The sequence below is a fragment of the Corynebacterium tuscaniense DNF00037 genome (genome assembly GCF_000759055.1).
Lineage (GTDB): Bacteria > Actinomycetota > Actinomycetes > Mycobacteriales > Mycobacteriaceae > Corynebacterium > Corynebacterium tuscaniense.
On sequence record NZ_JRNG01000022.1, the window covers coordinates 24,244 to 38,721 of the forward strand.

At 61.6% G+C, this 14,478-nt stretch carries 16 protein-coding genes; 6 read left to right on the top strand and 10 right to left on the bottom strand.

All coding sequences use genetic code 11. The features are described 5' to 3' along the window. Positions 1-93: 93 nt before the first annotated feature. Together HMPREF2129_RS06380 and HMPREF2129_RS11345 are read left to right on the top strand one after the other, a co-directional pair. Positions 94-351, top strand: a complete 258-nt coding sequence (locus tag HMPREF2129_RS06380) for a WhiB family transcriptional regulator (RefSeq protein WP_034664433.1) — start codon at positions 94-96, stop codon at positions 349-351. Positions 352-480: 129 nt separating this feature from the next. Then, positions 481-555 carry a 50S ribosomal protein bL37 gene (locus HMPREF2129_RS11345; protein WP_095066802.1) on the top strand — a complete coding sequence of 25 codons (75 nt, stop codon included), beginning with the start codon at positions 481-483 and terminating at the stop codon, positions 553-555. A gap of 239 nt (positions 556-794) precedes the next feature. Here the strand turns inward: HMPREF2129_RS11345 and HMPREF2129_RS06385 are convergent, their stop codons facing one another. Beyond that, on the bottom strand, positions 795-1,043 hold the full coding sequence (locus HMPREF2129_RS06385; protein ID WP_034664435.1) for a hypothetical protein: 249 nt from the start codon (positions 1,041-1,043) through the stop codon (positions 795-797). Then, positions 1,043-1,633 carry a sigma-70 family RNA polymerase sigma factor gene (locus HMPREF2129_RS06390; protein WP_034664436.1) on the bottom strand — a complete coding sequence of 197 codons (591 nt, stop codon included), beginning with the start codon at positions 1,631-1,633 and terminating at the stop codon, positions 1,043-1,045. Before HMPREF2129_RS06390 ends, HMPREF2129_RS06385 begins: the two co-directional genes overlap by 1 nt. A 28-nt stretch (positions 1,634-1,661) precedes the next feature. Here HMPREF2129_RS06390 and ybaK point away from each other — a divergent pair, with 28 nt between their 5' ends. Beyond that, positions 1,662-2,132 (top strand): Cys-tRNA(Pro) deacylase, encoded by a 471-nt coding sequence (gene ybaK, locus HMPREF2129_RS06395; RefSeq protein ID WP_034664502.1) that lies wholly within the window; start codon positions 1,662-1,664, stop codon positions 2,130-2,132. Here ybaK and HMPREF2129_RS06400 read toward each other — a convergent pair. Beyond that, the gene (locus tag HMPREF2129_RS06400) at positions 2,078-2,764 is read right to left on the bottom strand and encodes an SOS response-associated peptidase (RefSeq protein ID WP_034664438.1); all 687 of its coding nucleotides are present in this window, start codon (positions 2,762-2,764) and stop codon (positions 2,078-2,080) included. The genes ybaK and HMPREF2129_RS06400 overlap by 55 nt on opposite strands. Before the next feature lie 35 nt (positions 2,765-2,799). Here HMPREF2129_RS06400 and aroA point away from each other — a divergent pair, with 35 nt between their 5' ends. Both aroA and rsgA read left to right on the top strand, forming a co-directional pair. Beyond that, positions 2,800-4,074, top strand: a complete 1,275-nt coding sequence (gene aroA / locus HMPREF2129_RS06405) for a 3-phosphoshikimate 1-carboxyvinyltransferase (protein ID WP_232218114.1) — start codon at positions 2,800-2,802, stop codon at positions 4,072-4,074. Next, positions 4,067-5,137, top strand: a complete 1,071-nt coding sequence (gene rsgA, locus HMPREF2129_RS06410) for a ribosome small subunit-dependent GTPase A (RefSeq protein ID WP_034664442.1) — start codon at positions 4,067-4,069, stop codon at positions 5,135-5,137. The genes aroA and rsgA overlap by 8 nt, the downstream gene beginning before the upstream one ends. A gap of 243 nt (positions 5,138-5,380) precedes the next feature. On the opposite strand, the gene HMPREF2129_RS06415 is transcribed toward rsgA, so the two are convergent. Both HMPREF2129_RS06415 and HMPREF2129_RS06420 read right to left on the bottom strand, forming a co-directional pair. Further along, entirely contained in the window at positions 5,381-5,875 is a 495-nt protein-coding gene (locus tag HMPREF2129_RS06415) for a DUF6912 family protein (RefSeq protein WP_034664444.1), read from the bottom strand. Further along, the gene (locus HMPREF2129_RS06420) at positions 5,875-6,285 is read right to left on the bottom strand and encodes an HAD family hydrolase (protein WP_034664503.1); all 411 of its coding nucleotides are present in this window, start codon (positions 6,283-6,285) and stop codon (positions 5,875-5,877) included. The genes HMPREF2129_RS06415 and HMPREF2129_RS06420 overlap by 1 nt, the downstream gene beginning before the upstream one ends. A gap of 132 nt (positions 6,286-6,417) precedes the next feature. Here HMPREF2129_RS06420 and HMPREF2129_RS06425 point away from each other — a divergent pair, with 132 nt between their 5' ends. After that, a complete protein-coding gene (locus HMPREF2129_RS06425; protein ID WP_034664446.1) occupies positions 6,418-6,852 on the top strand; it encodes a hypothetical protein in 435 nt (144 codons plus the stop codon). A gap of 37 nt (positions 6,853-6,889) precedes the next feature. Here the strand turns inward: HMPREF2129_RS06425 and secA are convergent, their stop codons facing one another. From secA to mtrB, 5 genes are all read right to left on the bottom strand, one after another. Further along, positions 6,890-9,442 carry a preprotein translocase subunit SecA gene (gene secA / locus HMPREF2129_RS06430; protein ID WP_034664448.1) on the bottom strand — a complete coding sequence of 851 codons (2,553 nt, stop codon included), beginning with the start codon at positions 9,440-9,442 and terminating at the stop codon, positions 6,890-6,892. Positions 9,443-9,640: 198 nt separating this feature from the next. Beyond that, on the bottom strand, positions 9,641-10,315 hold the full coding sequence (gene hpf, locus HMPREF2129_RS06435) for a ribosome hibernation-promoting factor, HPF/YfiA family (protein ID WP_052092893.1): 675 nt from the start codon (positions 10,313-10,315) through the stop codon (positions 9,641-9,643). Positions 10,316-10,425: 110 nt separating this feature from the next. After that, positions 10,426-11,052, bottom strand: a complete 627-nt coding sequence (locus tag HMPREF2129_RS06440) for a ComF family protein (RefSeq protein ID WP_034664450.1) — start codon at positions 11,050-11,052, stop codon at positions 10,426-10,428. Positions 11,053-11,070: 18 nt separating this feature from the next. Beyond that, the gene (locus HMPREF2129_RS06445; RefSeq protein WP_052092896.1) at positions 11,071-12,861 is read right to left on the bottom strand and encodes an LpqB family beta-propeller domain-containing protein; all 1,791 of its coding nucleotides are present in this window, start codon (positions 12,859-12,861) and stop codon (positions 11,071-11,073) included. Next, positions 12,862-14,478 (bottom strand): MtrAB system histidine kinase MtrB, encoded by a 1,617-nt coding sequence (gene mtrB / locus HMPREF2129_RS06450; RefSeq protein WP_269544930.1) that lies wholly within the window; start codon positions 14,476-14,478, stop codon positions 12,862-12,864.

The window sequence follows — 14,478 nt, forward strand, 5'->3', positions numbered from 1 at the left end:
GTGCCCCGGAGTGTGGTTTTCCACTAGTTCCACCCACGCTTAACGGCGGCGTTTTGGCGCTGCCGCACACAGACTTTTAAAGGAGACCTCATCATGGATTGGCGCCACGAAGCAGTATGCCGCGACGAAGACCCCGAACTGTTCTTCCCGGTTGGTAACTCCGGCCCAGCACTTTCCCAGATCGCACAGGCCAAACTGGTCTGCCACCGCTGCCCCGTTACCTCCCAGTGCCTGAAGTGGGCACTCGAAACCGGCCAGGATGCCGGCGTGTGGGGTGGCCTCTCCGAGGAGGAGCGCCGCGCCCTCAAGCGCCGCAACAAGCAGCGCAACCGCCAGCGCGTCACCGCCTAATTCCTTTTACTTCTGCCTAGGAGGGCATCGCCCCGCCTAGGCTGCCGATTTCCGTCGCACCCGCCCACCCCGATACAGTGATCAGACAGAGTATTTACTGTCAGTTCCATTTGGCCCAAGGAGGTCGTTATGAGCAAGCGTGGTCGTAAGCGCAAGGACCGCCGCAAGAAGAGCGCTAACCGCGGCAAGCGTCCCAACTCTTAAGCAGAGTTCAACAGTGAAGCACCCCTTCACCTGGTTTTCGAGCCGGGTGAAGGGGTGCTCCCTTTGGGGAAAGTACCGGGCCCAAGATCTCTGCCCGCTAAAACGCAAACCCCAATAAACGTTTTCAAATAAACCAGGATGGGCCGCCAGATTTCTATGGAAACTGATGCGCCCACCTGGTTTATTTGAGTTCATTTATTGCAGTTCATTCATCACGATCTGCCCGGGAACTCAAACCCCTACTTGTAATAGGTAATCGAGATTGACCGCACGATCCGCTGCCGCAGCTGCTCGGGGGCTTGGTCCTGGCAGTTGCACCGGCGGACGATCTGGCGGATCTCCATTTCGGTTTTCAGCCGGGCAAAGTTCTCGGGGCAGGTTTGGATGATGGCGCGGATTTCCTCTACGCGGGCCTGCGGGGTCTCGGGGTCGAAGAATTCGCAGAGCAGCGCTTGTGCGCGGGTTGGTTCGATGTTGCAGTCACCCATTATTTCTGCTCCTCCAGGCCAGAGTGCTCCAGGCCGATGCCTTGTTCGTTCGCTACATCCTTCAACAGTTCGCGGAGTTGTTTTCTTCCCCGGTGCAGGCGGGACATGACGGTGCCGATGGGAATGTCCAGCGCTTCGGCGATTTCCTTGTATGCCAGGCCTTCAACGTCGGAGAGGTAGACGACCATGCGGTAGTCGTCGTTAAGCGAGTTCATGGCATCCGCAATCGCGGTGTCGGGCATGTTGCGCAGGGCTTCCACCTCGGCGGATTGCAGTCCGGTCGAGTCGTGGGAGCTGGTGGTATACAGCTGCCGGTCGGTGACATCTTCGGCAGAGGTTTCCAGTGGGCGGCGCTGCTTTTTGCGGTAGGTGTTGATGTACGCGTTGGTCATAATCCGGTACATCCACGCCTTGAGGTTGGTGCCCTCCTTGAACGAGCCGAATGCGTTGAAAGCCTTCAGGTAGGTTTCTTGCACGAGGTCTTCGGCGTCTTGCGGGTTGCGCGTCATGCGTAGCGCGCCACCGTAGAGCTGGTCCAGGAGCGGTAGCGCTTCGTCGCGGAAGCGCCGTTCAAGGTCGTTGTCGGCCATGGGCGCCATTCTAGCTAGGGTTGGTTTCATGGCTGCGAAGACTCAAGCACTTGCTGTTCTCGACGCTGCGGGCGTGCCCTATAAGCTCCTCGAGTACGCCGCGCACACGGATCATTTCGGGGATCACGCGGTGGAGGATCTGGGCATCGATCCCGCGGTCACGCTCAAAACGCTGGTCATCCACCATGAGCGGAATTTCGCGGTGTGCTGTGTCCCGGTCGCCGGCCAGCTCTCGCTGAAAAAGGCTGCAAAGGCGCTCGGCTGGAAGAACGCTGAGATGGCCATACCGAAAGACGCGCAGCGCGTCAGCGGCTATATCGTTGGCGGCATCTCCCCGCTTGGCACGAAGCAAGCGCTCCCAACGCTTATCGATGCCTCCCTGGCCCCCTCCCCCACCACCTACGTCTCCGCCGGCCGGCGGGGCCTGTCGTTGGCGTTGAACCCTCAGGACTTAGCCCGCGTGGTGGGCGCTTCTTTCGCTCCGATCAGTTCCGCATAGTCATTGCGCACGTTGCCTACCTCGCTGGCAGCGGGCCACCACTCTAGGTCCTCCGCCACGCGGGAGGGGTGGATGAGTTCCAGTGCCTCCTCCGGTGTTCCCTTCACCCACTGCTCCACCTCGTCCGCCTTCAAAAACAGGGGCAGGCGGTGGTGCAGCCACGCCATGTTCTCGGTGGCGTCCGTAGTCACCATGGTGGTAGACAGCCTGTCCAGCCCCGTGTCCCACAACGCCGCCGCGTACAGCAAACCTTCTCCCGGGGTGACGTAGTAGGGCTGTTTGCCCTTCCCTTCCTGTTTCCACTCGTAGTAGCCATCGAGCACCATGAGACCTCGGCGTACCTTGAAGGCCGAGCGGAAGGAGGGTTTTTCCGCCACGGTCTCCCCACGCGCATTGAACAGGGATGCGCCGGTGTCGTCTTTCTTCCAGGTGGGAAGGAGGCCCCACCGGGCGGCGTCGATAAGCGCCTCGGAGCCGTCGATGCGCACGAGCGGAACCTGCTGGGTGGGCGCGATGTTGTAGCGCGGCGGCGGGGTGCCGTCGGGGGCGTGCACTGTTGTGATTCCGGGCAACGTGCCCACGGCTTCCAACAGTTCGTCGCCGGTGGTGAAGAGAACGAAGCGTCCGCACATGTCCCCTATTATGGCCGCTCGGTATGCTTGGCCGCATGACCTCCGATTTGTGGCCCGCCCCGTTCCATCCTGATCCGATCGTGCACACCCAGGTTGTGCCCGGCTCCAAGTCGATGACCAACCGCGCGTACGTACTCGCCGCGTTGGCAAACCGGCAATCCACGATCATCGGGGCGCTCCATTCGCGCGACACGGACCTCATGCGCGCCGCCCTTTCCAACATGGGTGTGGTGTTCACCGAAGAGGCCGAGCGCATCACTGTCACGCCCGGCGAGCTCGTCGGCGCCACGGTGGATTGCGGGCTCGCGGGCACCGTCATGCGCTTCGTCCCTGCTGCCGCTGCGTTTGCTGAAGGCCCCGTGCTTATCGACGGCGACGCCCAAGCCCGCACCCGCCCCCTCACCACCGTCCTGGACGCCCTACGCCACCTGGGTGTTTCCGTGGATGAGGATTCCCTGCCGTTTACCGTCAACGGCACCGGCCACGCTCCCGGCGGCCGCGTGGAGATTGATGCCAGCTCCAGCTCCCAATTCGTCTCCGCCCTCCTTCTTGCCGGTGCGCGCTTTGACCGGGGTCTCACCGTGGTTCACACCGGTGGTCGCCTCCCTTCCATGCCCCACATTGAGATGACCGTGGACATGATCAGGGATGCCGGCGTCACGGTGGACGTTCAACCAAACGAGTGGACGGTTCACCCCGGCCCCATCAGCGGCAAAGTCTGGGTCATCGAGCCAGACCTGTCCAACGCCACGCCCTTCCTCGCCGCGGCCGCCGTCACTGGTGGCACGGTAAGCATCCCCTACTGGCCGCAGAAAACCACACAGGCAGGCGACGTCATCCGCCTGATCCTCGAGCGCATGGGCTGCGAAGTAGACATCGTGGCTGATGGCCCCTCCTACACACTCACCGTCACGGGGCCGCCGCGTGGCCAACTGCAGGGCATTACCCTCGACATGAGTGACATCGGGGAGCTGACGCCAACGGTGGCGGCGTTGGCAACGCAGGCGACGCAGACAAGCATGCTCACCGGTATCTCCCACCTGCGCGGACATGAAACGGACCGTCTCGCTGCGCTAAGCCAAGAAATCAACAAACTCGGCGGCAAATGCGAAGAACTTCCCGACGGCCTCCGCATCACCCCCGCCCCCCTCCACGGCGGCGTATGGCACTCCTACGCTGACCACCGGATGGCCACCGCCGGTGCGATCATCGGTCTGACCACTGAGGGCGTGCAGGTCGAGGATATTGAGACCACCTCGAAGACCCTCCCCGGCTTCGCCGCCATGTGGACAGGCATCGTTCATGGCTAAACGCGCAGGCAGAGACTTCTCCAGCTACGACGAATCCGACGTCAAAGTCCGCCCCGGCAAAGGCTCCCGGCCACGCACCAAAGACCGGCCCAGACACGCCGACGCAGTCGTCGGACTAGTGATCACCAAAGACCGCGGCCGGTGGGGCGTCGTACTGGAAGACGGCACCCGCGTTACCTGCATGCGCGCCCGCGAACTGGGCCGCACCTCCATCGAAGTCGGCGACCGCGTCCGTGTCGTTGGGGACACCAGCGGGCGCAAAGACACCCTCGCCCGCATCGTCGGCCGCGAAGACCGCAGCTCCGAACTACGCCGCACCGCCGATGACACCGACCCCTACGAGCGCATCGTCGTTGCCAACGCCGACCTCCTCCTCATCGTCTGCGCGGTGGCGGACCCACCACCCCGCACCGGATTCGTCGAACGCGCCCTCATCGCCGCCTTCGTCGGCGGAGTCACCCCCGTGGTCTGCCTGACCAAGTCTGACCTCGGCGACCCAGGCGCCTTCGAACAAGAACTCGTCGACCTAGACGTGGACGTCCTCCACACAGGCATCGCAGATGATCTTGGTCCGTTGTTGGACCGCATCACCGGGAGGCTTACCGCCGTCATCGGCCATTCCGGTGTTGGCAAATCAACCCTGGTCAATCGCCTCGTCCCGTCCGCAAACCGCGAAACCGGCGAAGTCTCCGGCGTGGGCAAAGGCCGCCACACCTCCACACAGTCCGTAGCCCTCGAGCTGCCGGGGTCTGGGTCTAGTTCTGAGTCTGGTTCTGGCTCTGGGTCCGATCATCCCGGCTGGATCATCGACACCCCCGGCATCCGCTCCTTCGGCCTGGCCCACGTCTCCCCCAACGACGTGTTTGACCCCTTCCCCGAACTAGCCGAAGCCACCGAGAATTGTCCCCGTGGCTGCACCCACGCCGGACCACCTGCGGATCCCGAGTGCGCCTGGGACGACCTCGCAGCCCGCGACGGCCAAGACTCCGTGATCGGTCGCCGCGTCCAGGCCGTCCGCCACCTGCTTGAGGCGCTGCGCATCAACGAAACCACCTACGACTAGGCCCCGCCCCGGACAAGCCCCCAAAAACCGGCCTTTTCCTCCCACGCGACTAACCGGTTGAAGGATTTAACACTCAAACCGTAACTACCGAGCGACAGAAATCCATTACCAGGCACTTTAAATCGGCCGCATTTTAGCCGTGCAAAATCCTTCACCCATCCGGCAAAAGGGGGTGCCGAAAACCAGGGAAACCCAGGAAGCCAGGAAGCCAGGGAACCCAGGAAACCAGCCCCAGACCCGGGGCTACATCAACTCCACCAGGAACGGAAGCTCACTGGGGTCATAGAACGCGAGGTAGTTGTCCTGGGCATCCCCCACGGCGAGTTCGGCGTCTTCGTCGCCGAGGTCGGCGGCATCGATGAGTTCAACAGCGCGACGGGTGGCGGGTTCGGCTTCTTCGATGTCAATGTGGATGGCGGCAACGTCCTCGAGCGAGATCGGGCCTGAGATCTTCACCACGGATTCGCCCATGTCAGGGTGCAACTCAGCGTCCACATCCGCGGAGATGACTACGCGGCGGTGAGGGTAGTCGGGTTCATCGCCGATGGCGAGGAGGCGGAGGGAGGCCAAAGCGGCGTCATCAAACGCGATGAGTTCGATTTCTTCCTGGTCCCCCGCGGTGAAAAACTCCACGAGTGCGGGTGTGGCCGCAAAACCCCAGCCGCTGCGGGCGTGGATCTGTCCTTCAGCGTTGAGTTCCTTGAGCATGGCGAATGTCGCCGGAACGTAGACACGCATTAGAACTCGCCCTCAATGCCGAAGAGGGATTGAATTTCTACGACGGTGCGGTCGAAGGCGGTGTGCAGGATGCCGATCATGCCGGATTCGACAGCGCCGCGGACGTTGAGGATGTCGTCGTCAATCATGGTGCATTCGTTGAGGGGCACGCCGATGGCGTCGGCGGCGGCTTGGAATGCGGCGGTTTCAGGTTTTTCGGCACCCACTTCGCCGGAGAGCACAACGGCGTCGACGTGGCCTCGGAATTCCCATTCGCGGATGGGGTCGGCTTCGTCGTTGCCGGGGACGTTGGAGAGGATGCCGGTGGCGATGCCGTCGGCGCGCACGGCGGCGAGGAGTTCTTGCCAGCGGCGGACGTCTTCATCATCGCCGTCGAGCACACCCGCGTAGTCCAGAATCAAGCCTTGCATCTTCATTTCCTCCAGCATTTTTGCTTTTCGACGTTCAATTCCCGGCCAATCCGGCCCAATCCTGGCACAATGATACCTAGCCATTGACCCGCCTGCCTTGAGGAAAACGTTCCGCTTTCCGAGGAGGCACAAGTGTACTACCCTGTTCCCGGCCATTCGCACCTCAAAGTCCTGGTGCCGGATGTTTCACGGCCGGATGATTCGCGTCCGCTGGGGCAATCCCCTGGCCGGTTATCCCAGGCCGCCATGTCGGGTCGGTTCGGTAGCCCCGCGCCTGATCCCGCCGAGCTTGCCTCGGTGTCCCCGCTGGTGCGGGTGGCTTTGGATGCGGCTTTTGGTATCCGCGATATCCGCACGCTGCAGGAGCGGAGCTTCAGTTATGGTGTTCGCGCCCACGTGCGGGCGCGACGTCGAACTGGGGCGGCACCGGCGGGTGGGGTGCGTGTTCTGAGTGCGCACGCGCGTGGTGAGGGCGAGTACCACGGTTCCGCCACGTCAGGTGGTCGCCATTATGCGTGGGTGGCGCGTATCGCGGACGGGCGGTTGCTGTCTTTCCGGGTGCTCTAGCGCACGCTTGAGCACCCGGAAGGAGATAGCTGAAGGCTTAGCCTTCTGCGGCGGCCTGCTGCGCCTCCGCTTGTTGCTCGAACTGTTTGCGCAGCATGAACAGCTGACGCACGGTTTCTTCCTTGATGCCGTCATTCATGGCGTGGAACATGTCGCCGCCCTCCTTCTGGTACTCGACCAGCGGGTCGCGCTGCGCCATGGCGCGAAGACCGATGCCTTCCTTGAGGTAGTCCATCTCGTAGAGGTGTTCGCGCCACTTCGAGTCGATGATGGGCAGGATGACCATGCGTTCGACGTTGCGCATCTGCTCCTCACCACCGATGGCGGCGACGTGCTCTTCGAGTTGGTCGTATTGGTTGTGGGCGTCGTCGATAATTGCTTCACGCAGCTGTGCATCGGTGAGCTCGCCGGGGGAACCGTAATCGGAGCTGTCAATGAGCTCATCCGGTGTGAAGGACGGGCCGTAGAGGGAGTCCAACGCATCCCAAAGCTGGTCCAGGTCCCAGTCCTCGACGTAGCCTTCACTGGTAGCGGCGTCGACGTAGGCGGCGACGGTGTCGTCGATCATGCCACGGATCTGATCCTTGATGTCCTTGGCTTCCAGGATTTCAAGGCGTTCGCGGTAGACAACCTTGCGCTGCTCATTGAGCACTTCGTCGTATTTGAGGACGTTCTTGCGGGCCTCAAAGTTTTGGTTTTCCACCTGGGACTGGGCACCCTTGATGGAGCGAGACACCATGCCAGCCTCAATCGGGACGTCATCGGGGACGTTGAGGCGGTTCATCATGTTTTCCATGGACTGGCCAACAAAGCGGACCATCAGGTCATCGCGCATGGACAGGTAGAAGCGGGTTTCACCCGGATCACCCTGACGGCCCGAACGGCCGCGGAGCTGATTGTCGATGCGGCGGGATTCATGGCGCTCGGTGCCAAGGACGTAGAGGCCACCGGCTTCACGGACTTCGTCACCAAGCCGCTTGGAGCGCTCCTTGGCCTTGGGCAGTTCCTCGTCCCATGCTGCCTGGTAGGCTTCTTCGTCCTCGAAGGGGTCGAGACCGCGTTCCTTGAGCTTGTGCTCCACGAGAATCTCCGGGTTACCACCCAACACAATGTCCGTACCGCGACCGGCCATGTTGGTGGACACGGTCACGTTGCCGGGCAGGCCTGCCTCGGCAATGATGCGGCCTTCTTCCTCATGGTGCTTCGCGTTGAGCACGTTGTGCTTGATGCCCTTGCGGGTGAGCAGCTGAGAGAGGTACTCCGAACGCTCGACGGAGGTGGTGCCCACCAGGACAGGCTGGCGCTTTTCCACATGCTCCGCAATATCTTCGGCCACGGCGGCGAACTTGGCTTCCTGGGTCTTGTAAATCAGGTCGTCGTGGTCCTTGCGGATGTTGGGCTTGTTCGGCGGGATCGCCACAACGCCAAGCTTGTAAATCTGGTGGAGCTCAGCTGCCTCTGTTTCAGCGGTACCGGTCATGCCGGCGAGCTTGTCGTAGAGGCGGAAGTAGTTCTGCAGGGTGACGGTAGCCAGGGTTTGGTTCTCGTTCTTGATCTCCACACCCTCTTTGGCCTCGATGGCCTGGTGCATACCCTCGTTGTAGCGGCGGCCGGGAAGGATACGACCAGTGAAGGAGTCGACGATGAGGACTTCGCCCTGGCGGACGATGTAGTCCTTGTCGCGCTCAAAGAGTTCCTTCGCCTTGATGGCGTTATTCAGGTAGCTCACCAGCTGGGAGTTTTCCGGGGCGTAGAGGTTATCAATACCCAATTGGTCTTCTACGAATGCCACGCCCTTCTCTGACACACCAACGGTGCGCTTACGCTGGTCCACTTCGTAGTGGATACCCGCACGCATGCGTGGTGCCAGTTGGGCAAAGACGGTGTAGAACTCACCGGAGGAGTCGGTGGGGCCGGAGATGATCAGGGGGGTGCGGGCTTCGTCGATAAGAATGGAGTCAACCTCGTCCACGATGGCGTAGTTGTGGCCGCGCTGCACCATCTCGCTGACAGACTTGGTCATGTTGTCGCGCAGGTAGTCGAAGCCCAGCTCGTTGTTGGTGCCGTAGGTGATGTCAGCGTCATAGGCCTGTTTACGCTCCGGCGGGCGCATGTCGGAAAGGATCACGCCGACAGTGAGGCCAAGGAAGCGGTGAACACGGCCCATCATCTCCGCGTCACGTTGAGCCAGGTAGTCGTTGACAGTGACGATGTGAACGCCCTTGCCGCCCAGACCATTGAGGTAGGCCGCCAAGACGGAGGTCAGGGTCTTACCTTCACCGGTTTTCATTTCGGCTACGGAACCGAAGTGGAGGGCAGCACCACCCATGATCTGCACCTTGTAGTGCTTCTGTCCCAGAACGCGCCAGGACGCCTCACGGGCGGTGGCGAATGCGTCCAGCAAGATGTCATCCATGGTCTTGCCGTTGGCGAGTGCTTCCTTGAACTCCTCGGTTTTGGCCTTGAGCTCTTCGTCCGTCAGCGCGGCGTACTCGTCCTCGAGGGCGATGACATCGTCTGCGATTTTGGCGTAGCGCTTCACCGTGCGGCCTTCGCCGGCGCGCAGCAGCTTGGACAGTCCTCCGAACACGTGGTGCTTCCTTCTGTAGCGGTGTGTGGGTTACTTTCCGCGAGCAGTACGCTCGCTATCAAACCGCTATTCTACGCACATTCAGCTTGGGCCCCACTTCCGGGCACCTTGAAGGTTGATGGGAGCCTGGCCTGGGATGGGAAAACCCGCCCACCGGTGGAGATCCGGTGAGCGGGAAGCGCGCCTTAAGGCGCGGGTTTACTCTGCATCCTCCGGCACGAGGGTGATCAGGCCATAGTCATATGCGTGACGACGGTACACCACCGACGGACGATTCGTTTCCGAGTTGATGAACAGGTAGAAATCGTGGCCCACCAGCTCCATCTCAGATAGAGCCTCGTCGACGGTCATCGGGGTTGCCGGGTGCTCCTTGGTGCGTACAACGCGACCTGGCACGTTATCCTCAACGGTGTCGGCGTACGGATCAGCCGGCGCCTCCTCCGCTTTCGCGCGTGCCTGTGCAGCTTCTGCAGCGAGCTCTGCTGCGATCTCACCAGTGGACTTCGGCTTACGGTGGCCACCCATGGAGATCTCGCGGCGGACCTTCACCTTGCGCAGAGAACGCTCCATCTTGCCAACGGCGGACTCCAATGCCGCGTAGAAGCTGTCCTCCTTCGCCTCGGCGCGAGCGAGGTGGCCCTTGCCGGTAGCGGTGATCTGGATGCGGTTGGCCTGTGCTTCTCGGCGTGGGTTCGGCTCGTGCTGCAGCTCCACGTGGAAGAACGTCAACGTCGGGTCGAGCTTCTCAATCTTGGCCAGCTTGCCATTGACCCGTTCCTGGAAGTGCTCCGGAACCTCAACGTTGCGGCCAGTGATGGTCACCTGTGCTGAGGGGCTCAGGGCGTCTTGGGTGCGGTCGTCTGCAGAGGTCATCTGCTTCCTCCTTGCATTCAGTGCCCGCAAATTCACGGCGGGCTAGGGAACGGTTCCACCAAGAATTATACCGGTGCCGTTTCGGCTTCTGTCACGAGTTCGCCCCTGGCTTACGCCGCCGCGAGAACCACGCATGCCACGGGGTTTCCGCCATGCACAAGAAGCTTTTCGACGACTGCCTGCAACGTCGCCCCCGTCGTCACCACATCATCCACCACGATGAGTGGGCCAGAAGGAACAGCACTGATCTGGACATTGCCGCTGAGGTTCCGGCGGCGGGCGGATTCGTCGAGGGAGGCTTGGTCCGCGGTGGCGTCGATAAGCGACAAGACATCGTGTGTGGGGCGCCCGCTGAAATGGCACACGGCTGAGACGGGATCACCTCCGCGTGCACGTGCTGCGCTGGGGCGGGTGGGCGCGGGGATGAGGTGCGCGCCAGTGATGATGTCGCCGCGTGCCTCCAGGTAATCAAGTGCGGCTGCAAGAACAGCACCGATGTGACGGCGAACAGCGAGGTTCTTTTTCTCCTTCATAGCCAAGATGACCCCGCGGTGAGGTGCGTCATAGGCACCAAGCGCGAAGACAGGCACATGCACGGAGAGGTTCGGGGCATGCCGAAACGGTGGTGTGGCCAGGCGCTTCCTACATGTGGAGCACAACAGGTAACCCGGTGAGCCACAACCAGCGCATGCGCGCGGGAGGAGAAGCTCCCCGAGTTGATGTGCAAGACCTGCCATGAGCCGAGTTCCCGGACGCTACGGCTTGGGCAGGACGGGAGCGGCGCGCACGCCTTGCAGGCCAGGGACCTCGCGCCAATTCAGTGAATCGCGAGTAGAGGTAGGCATGCGCATGATTACCTTGGAGTCGGTGATATACATCATCGAGCTATTCGCCCCTACTGCGACAACGGGACCACCGATATTGCCAGACGGCAGCGTGGTGGTGGAAAAACCATCTTGGTCCACACGCACGATTGGCGCCTGCCGGTTGGACGTACCCACAAGAAGCGAGCCGTCCGGCTGCCAATCCGCAGAGACTGCTGAGCCGTCGAGGTCGGCGGCGTACTTCACGGTGTTGACAATGGCGCGTTTGCCATCCTCCCGGCGCTCCACCACGCCGACGACAAGGTGGCCATCAATAACCATGGCAACGTGGGCACCGGTGTGGGACAGGCGGAGCACGGTGATCTCCCCGGTGGCATCCCGCTCTTCCCCATCAGTGTCCTGCGCCTGCGCGGTAGTGAGTGCATCGGGCAGGGTGAGGGCAACGTCATTGACCACCACTTCCCCGGTGGCGGCGGAGCGCACAGCACGCACAACGCGCTTGCCATCCTGCACCACCCAGGTGCCACTGTGATCCGGCTCGAGGCTCGGGCGGGTGAGACTGCCTGCGCGGAGCACTTCATGCGAGTTGCCACCCACCCTGCCCACGACGAGAGACTGGTGCTGATCATCCACGTTCACGGCCGCGGCGTAGAGGCCATCATCCCCAATATCTATCTGGGAGATATTGCCCAAAGAATTAAGGCCAGCGATCTGTTCCACCTTGGTCGGTGCGACACTCTCCAGATCCGTCACGGCTGAGACTTTACCGTTGGAAAGGGTGTACAAATCTGGCCCCGCTTCGGCGGCGGGAACAGGGTTGAGGTCCTCAAAATCATCGGTGCTGATGTCAAAGCTGTCCCCGATCAGCCCCGTCCCATCAGCAGAGACGGCATAGGGCCCAACTTCACCGGCGCCCTGCAACGTCCAGGCGATCTGCGCTGCGAAGCGGGCGCGACTTTGTTCATCCACACCAGCTAATCCAGTGAATTGGTACACCCCGTCCTTCATGCCGGCGTAGGCAAGGTCTGGGGAATCTTCTGGCAGCGTGTTAGTAAGAGAGGGTGCAAGACGCTCCGAGGGGCCGCTGACAAGCATGGCCAGCAACGTCGAACCAATCGAGTTCGTTCGGGAGAACACCCAACGACGGTCCGCGACGAGGCGCTGGCCTGTGCTGTCATAGAAATACAGGTTGCGTGGCTCGTAATGGTTACGCAGATCAGTGCGATCCACCACCACATCATTAGGCAGGTTAGATACACGCCACTGGCCGTTTTCCTGGGTGAGCTCCATTGTGGCTTCATAGCCACGATGCGCCGGAGTGAAAGCCCCACCTGGCTGAAGCGTGCCAATGATCCGGCCCGTAACCACGTACGCACGCTTATTCGGCTCCACGGTGGCACTCGAGGTCATCTCAAACGTGTCCAACACAATCGTGGATTCACTGGGCTTCCATTCCTTACCCATCTCTTGGGTTAAGTACTTGCGCGCCACCTCAAAATTGCCGGTGGGGTTGGCTGAAGCCGCGAAGAACTCGCGCAGCAGCAAGTCCGGCTCCATGCCATCCGGTGGTGCCTGGTCCAGCACTGTATCCGGGCGCTGCTCAAAGGTGCCCAGCGCATGGGGTTCCGTGCTGGTGGGCAAGGTGGCGCAGCCAGTGGCGAAAAACAGCACCGGCACGGCAGCCACGGCAACACACGTGGTACGAACGTTCAAACCTCGCATTTATGCCTTCCCCTTCTGCTCTGACTGTGCATCCGGCGTGGTCTTGGGCTCTGAATTCATCTTCGGCTGTACGTCTGGCTCTTGAATTTGCAGCGCCACGGGCTCGTGGTTGAAGCCGACCTCAGGGTCGCGCGGCAGGATGAGGCGGAACTGGGAGCCGACACCTGGGGTTCCGGTGGCATCCAAGATTCCGCGGTGCAGTTGGGCGTCTTCGCGTGAGATTGCTAGGCCCAAACCGGTGCCACCAGAGTGGCGCTTGCGTGAGGAATCCGCCCGCCAGAAACGGTTGAACACCAGCTCTTCTTGGCCCGGTTTCAGGCCCACACCACGATCGGTGACGGTGATAGCCACGGCGTCCTCCCCTTCCACCAAGGCAAGGGTGACGGGGTTACCTTCGGAGTGATCGATGGCATTGGCCAGGAGGTTGCGCACAATGCGCTCAATGCGGCGTGGGTCTCCCACCATGGGCACCGGATGGTCCGGCATATCAAATTCCACGGCTACATCGAGTTCCTCCGCAAGGTGGCTGGTTTGTGCCCACGCAGACTCAATGGGCCCCCGCGCATCCATGCTGATCAAGGACAGCTCAGCCACGCCTGCATCATGACGTGAAATTTCCAGCAGATCCGTAAGCAGGGATTCGAAGCGATCCAACTCGCGGATCATCAACTGGGAGGCGCGACGAGTGTGGGGCTCCAGACTGTCCTCATCGTCGGCGATCATGTCGGCGGCCATGCGCACAGTGGTTAGCGGGGTGCGCAGCTCATGGGAGACATCGGAAGTGAACTGCCGCTGCAGGTCACCGTATTCCTCCAACTGATTAATTTGGCTGGAGAGTTTGTCCGCCATGTCATTGAAGGACAAGGCTAGGCGGGCCATCTCATCCTCGCCTACCACCGCCATGCGCTCGCGCAAGTGACCTGCGGCAAGGCGCTCCGCGATACGGGAAGCTGACCGCACCGGCGCGACCAGCTGCTGTGAGGAGATCCAGGCGATGCCCACCAGTAGCACAACAACCACCACACCAGCGGAGGTAAGCAAACCACGCATAAGGGCCAAGGTTTGGCGCTCCGGCTCCATGTCCATAACCAGGTACAACTGCAGTTCCGGGATGTCAGAATTGGTGGGCGTGCCAATGATCAGGGCATTGTATGCCCGCCCCTCATGCTGTGTTGGCCAGAACTGATAGGCCACTTGATCTTGGGAAACGAAGTCCACCAGGCGGTCCGGGATGGCAAAATTCTCCGGGGAGGTCACCGTGCCTGCCCCAGTGGGGGCCAACAGCACGATTTCATACGAGCCTGTTGCTGCTTTGTCCTGCTGAGAGCGCTGCGCCAGGGCCGCGCGCGCTGTGTTGAGACGTCCTTGGATGGAGGTTGTGGTGGTGGAATTACTCAGCTGCTCTTCCACTTGCGCGCGCACGCGGATGATGTCCGTCTCCGCGTTGGAGATCTTCAAGTCCACCAGACGCTGCGTCACCACCGATGCCAGCGCGAGACCAAGCACACCCATCACAACCGCGGAAACCAAGAGCACCGTGGCCACGAAGCGCACTTGGAGAGAGGTCCGCCAACTATGGGCGAACCTCTCCCGCGTTGTGCTGAGAAAGTTAGCCAG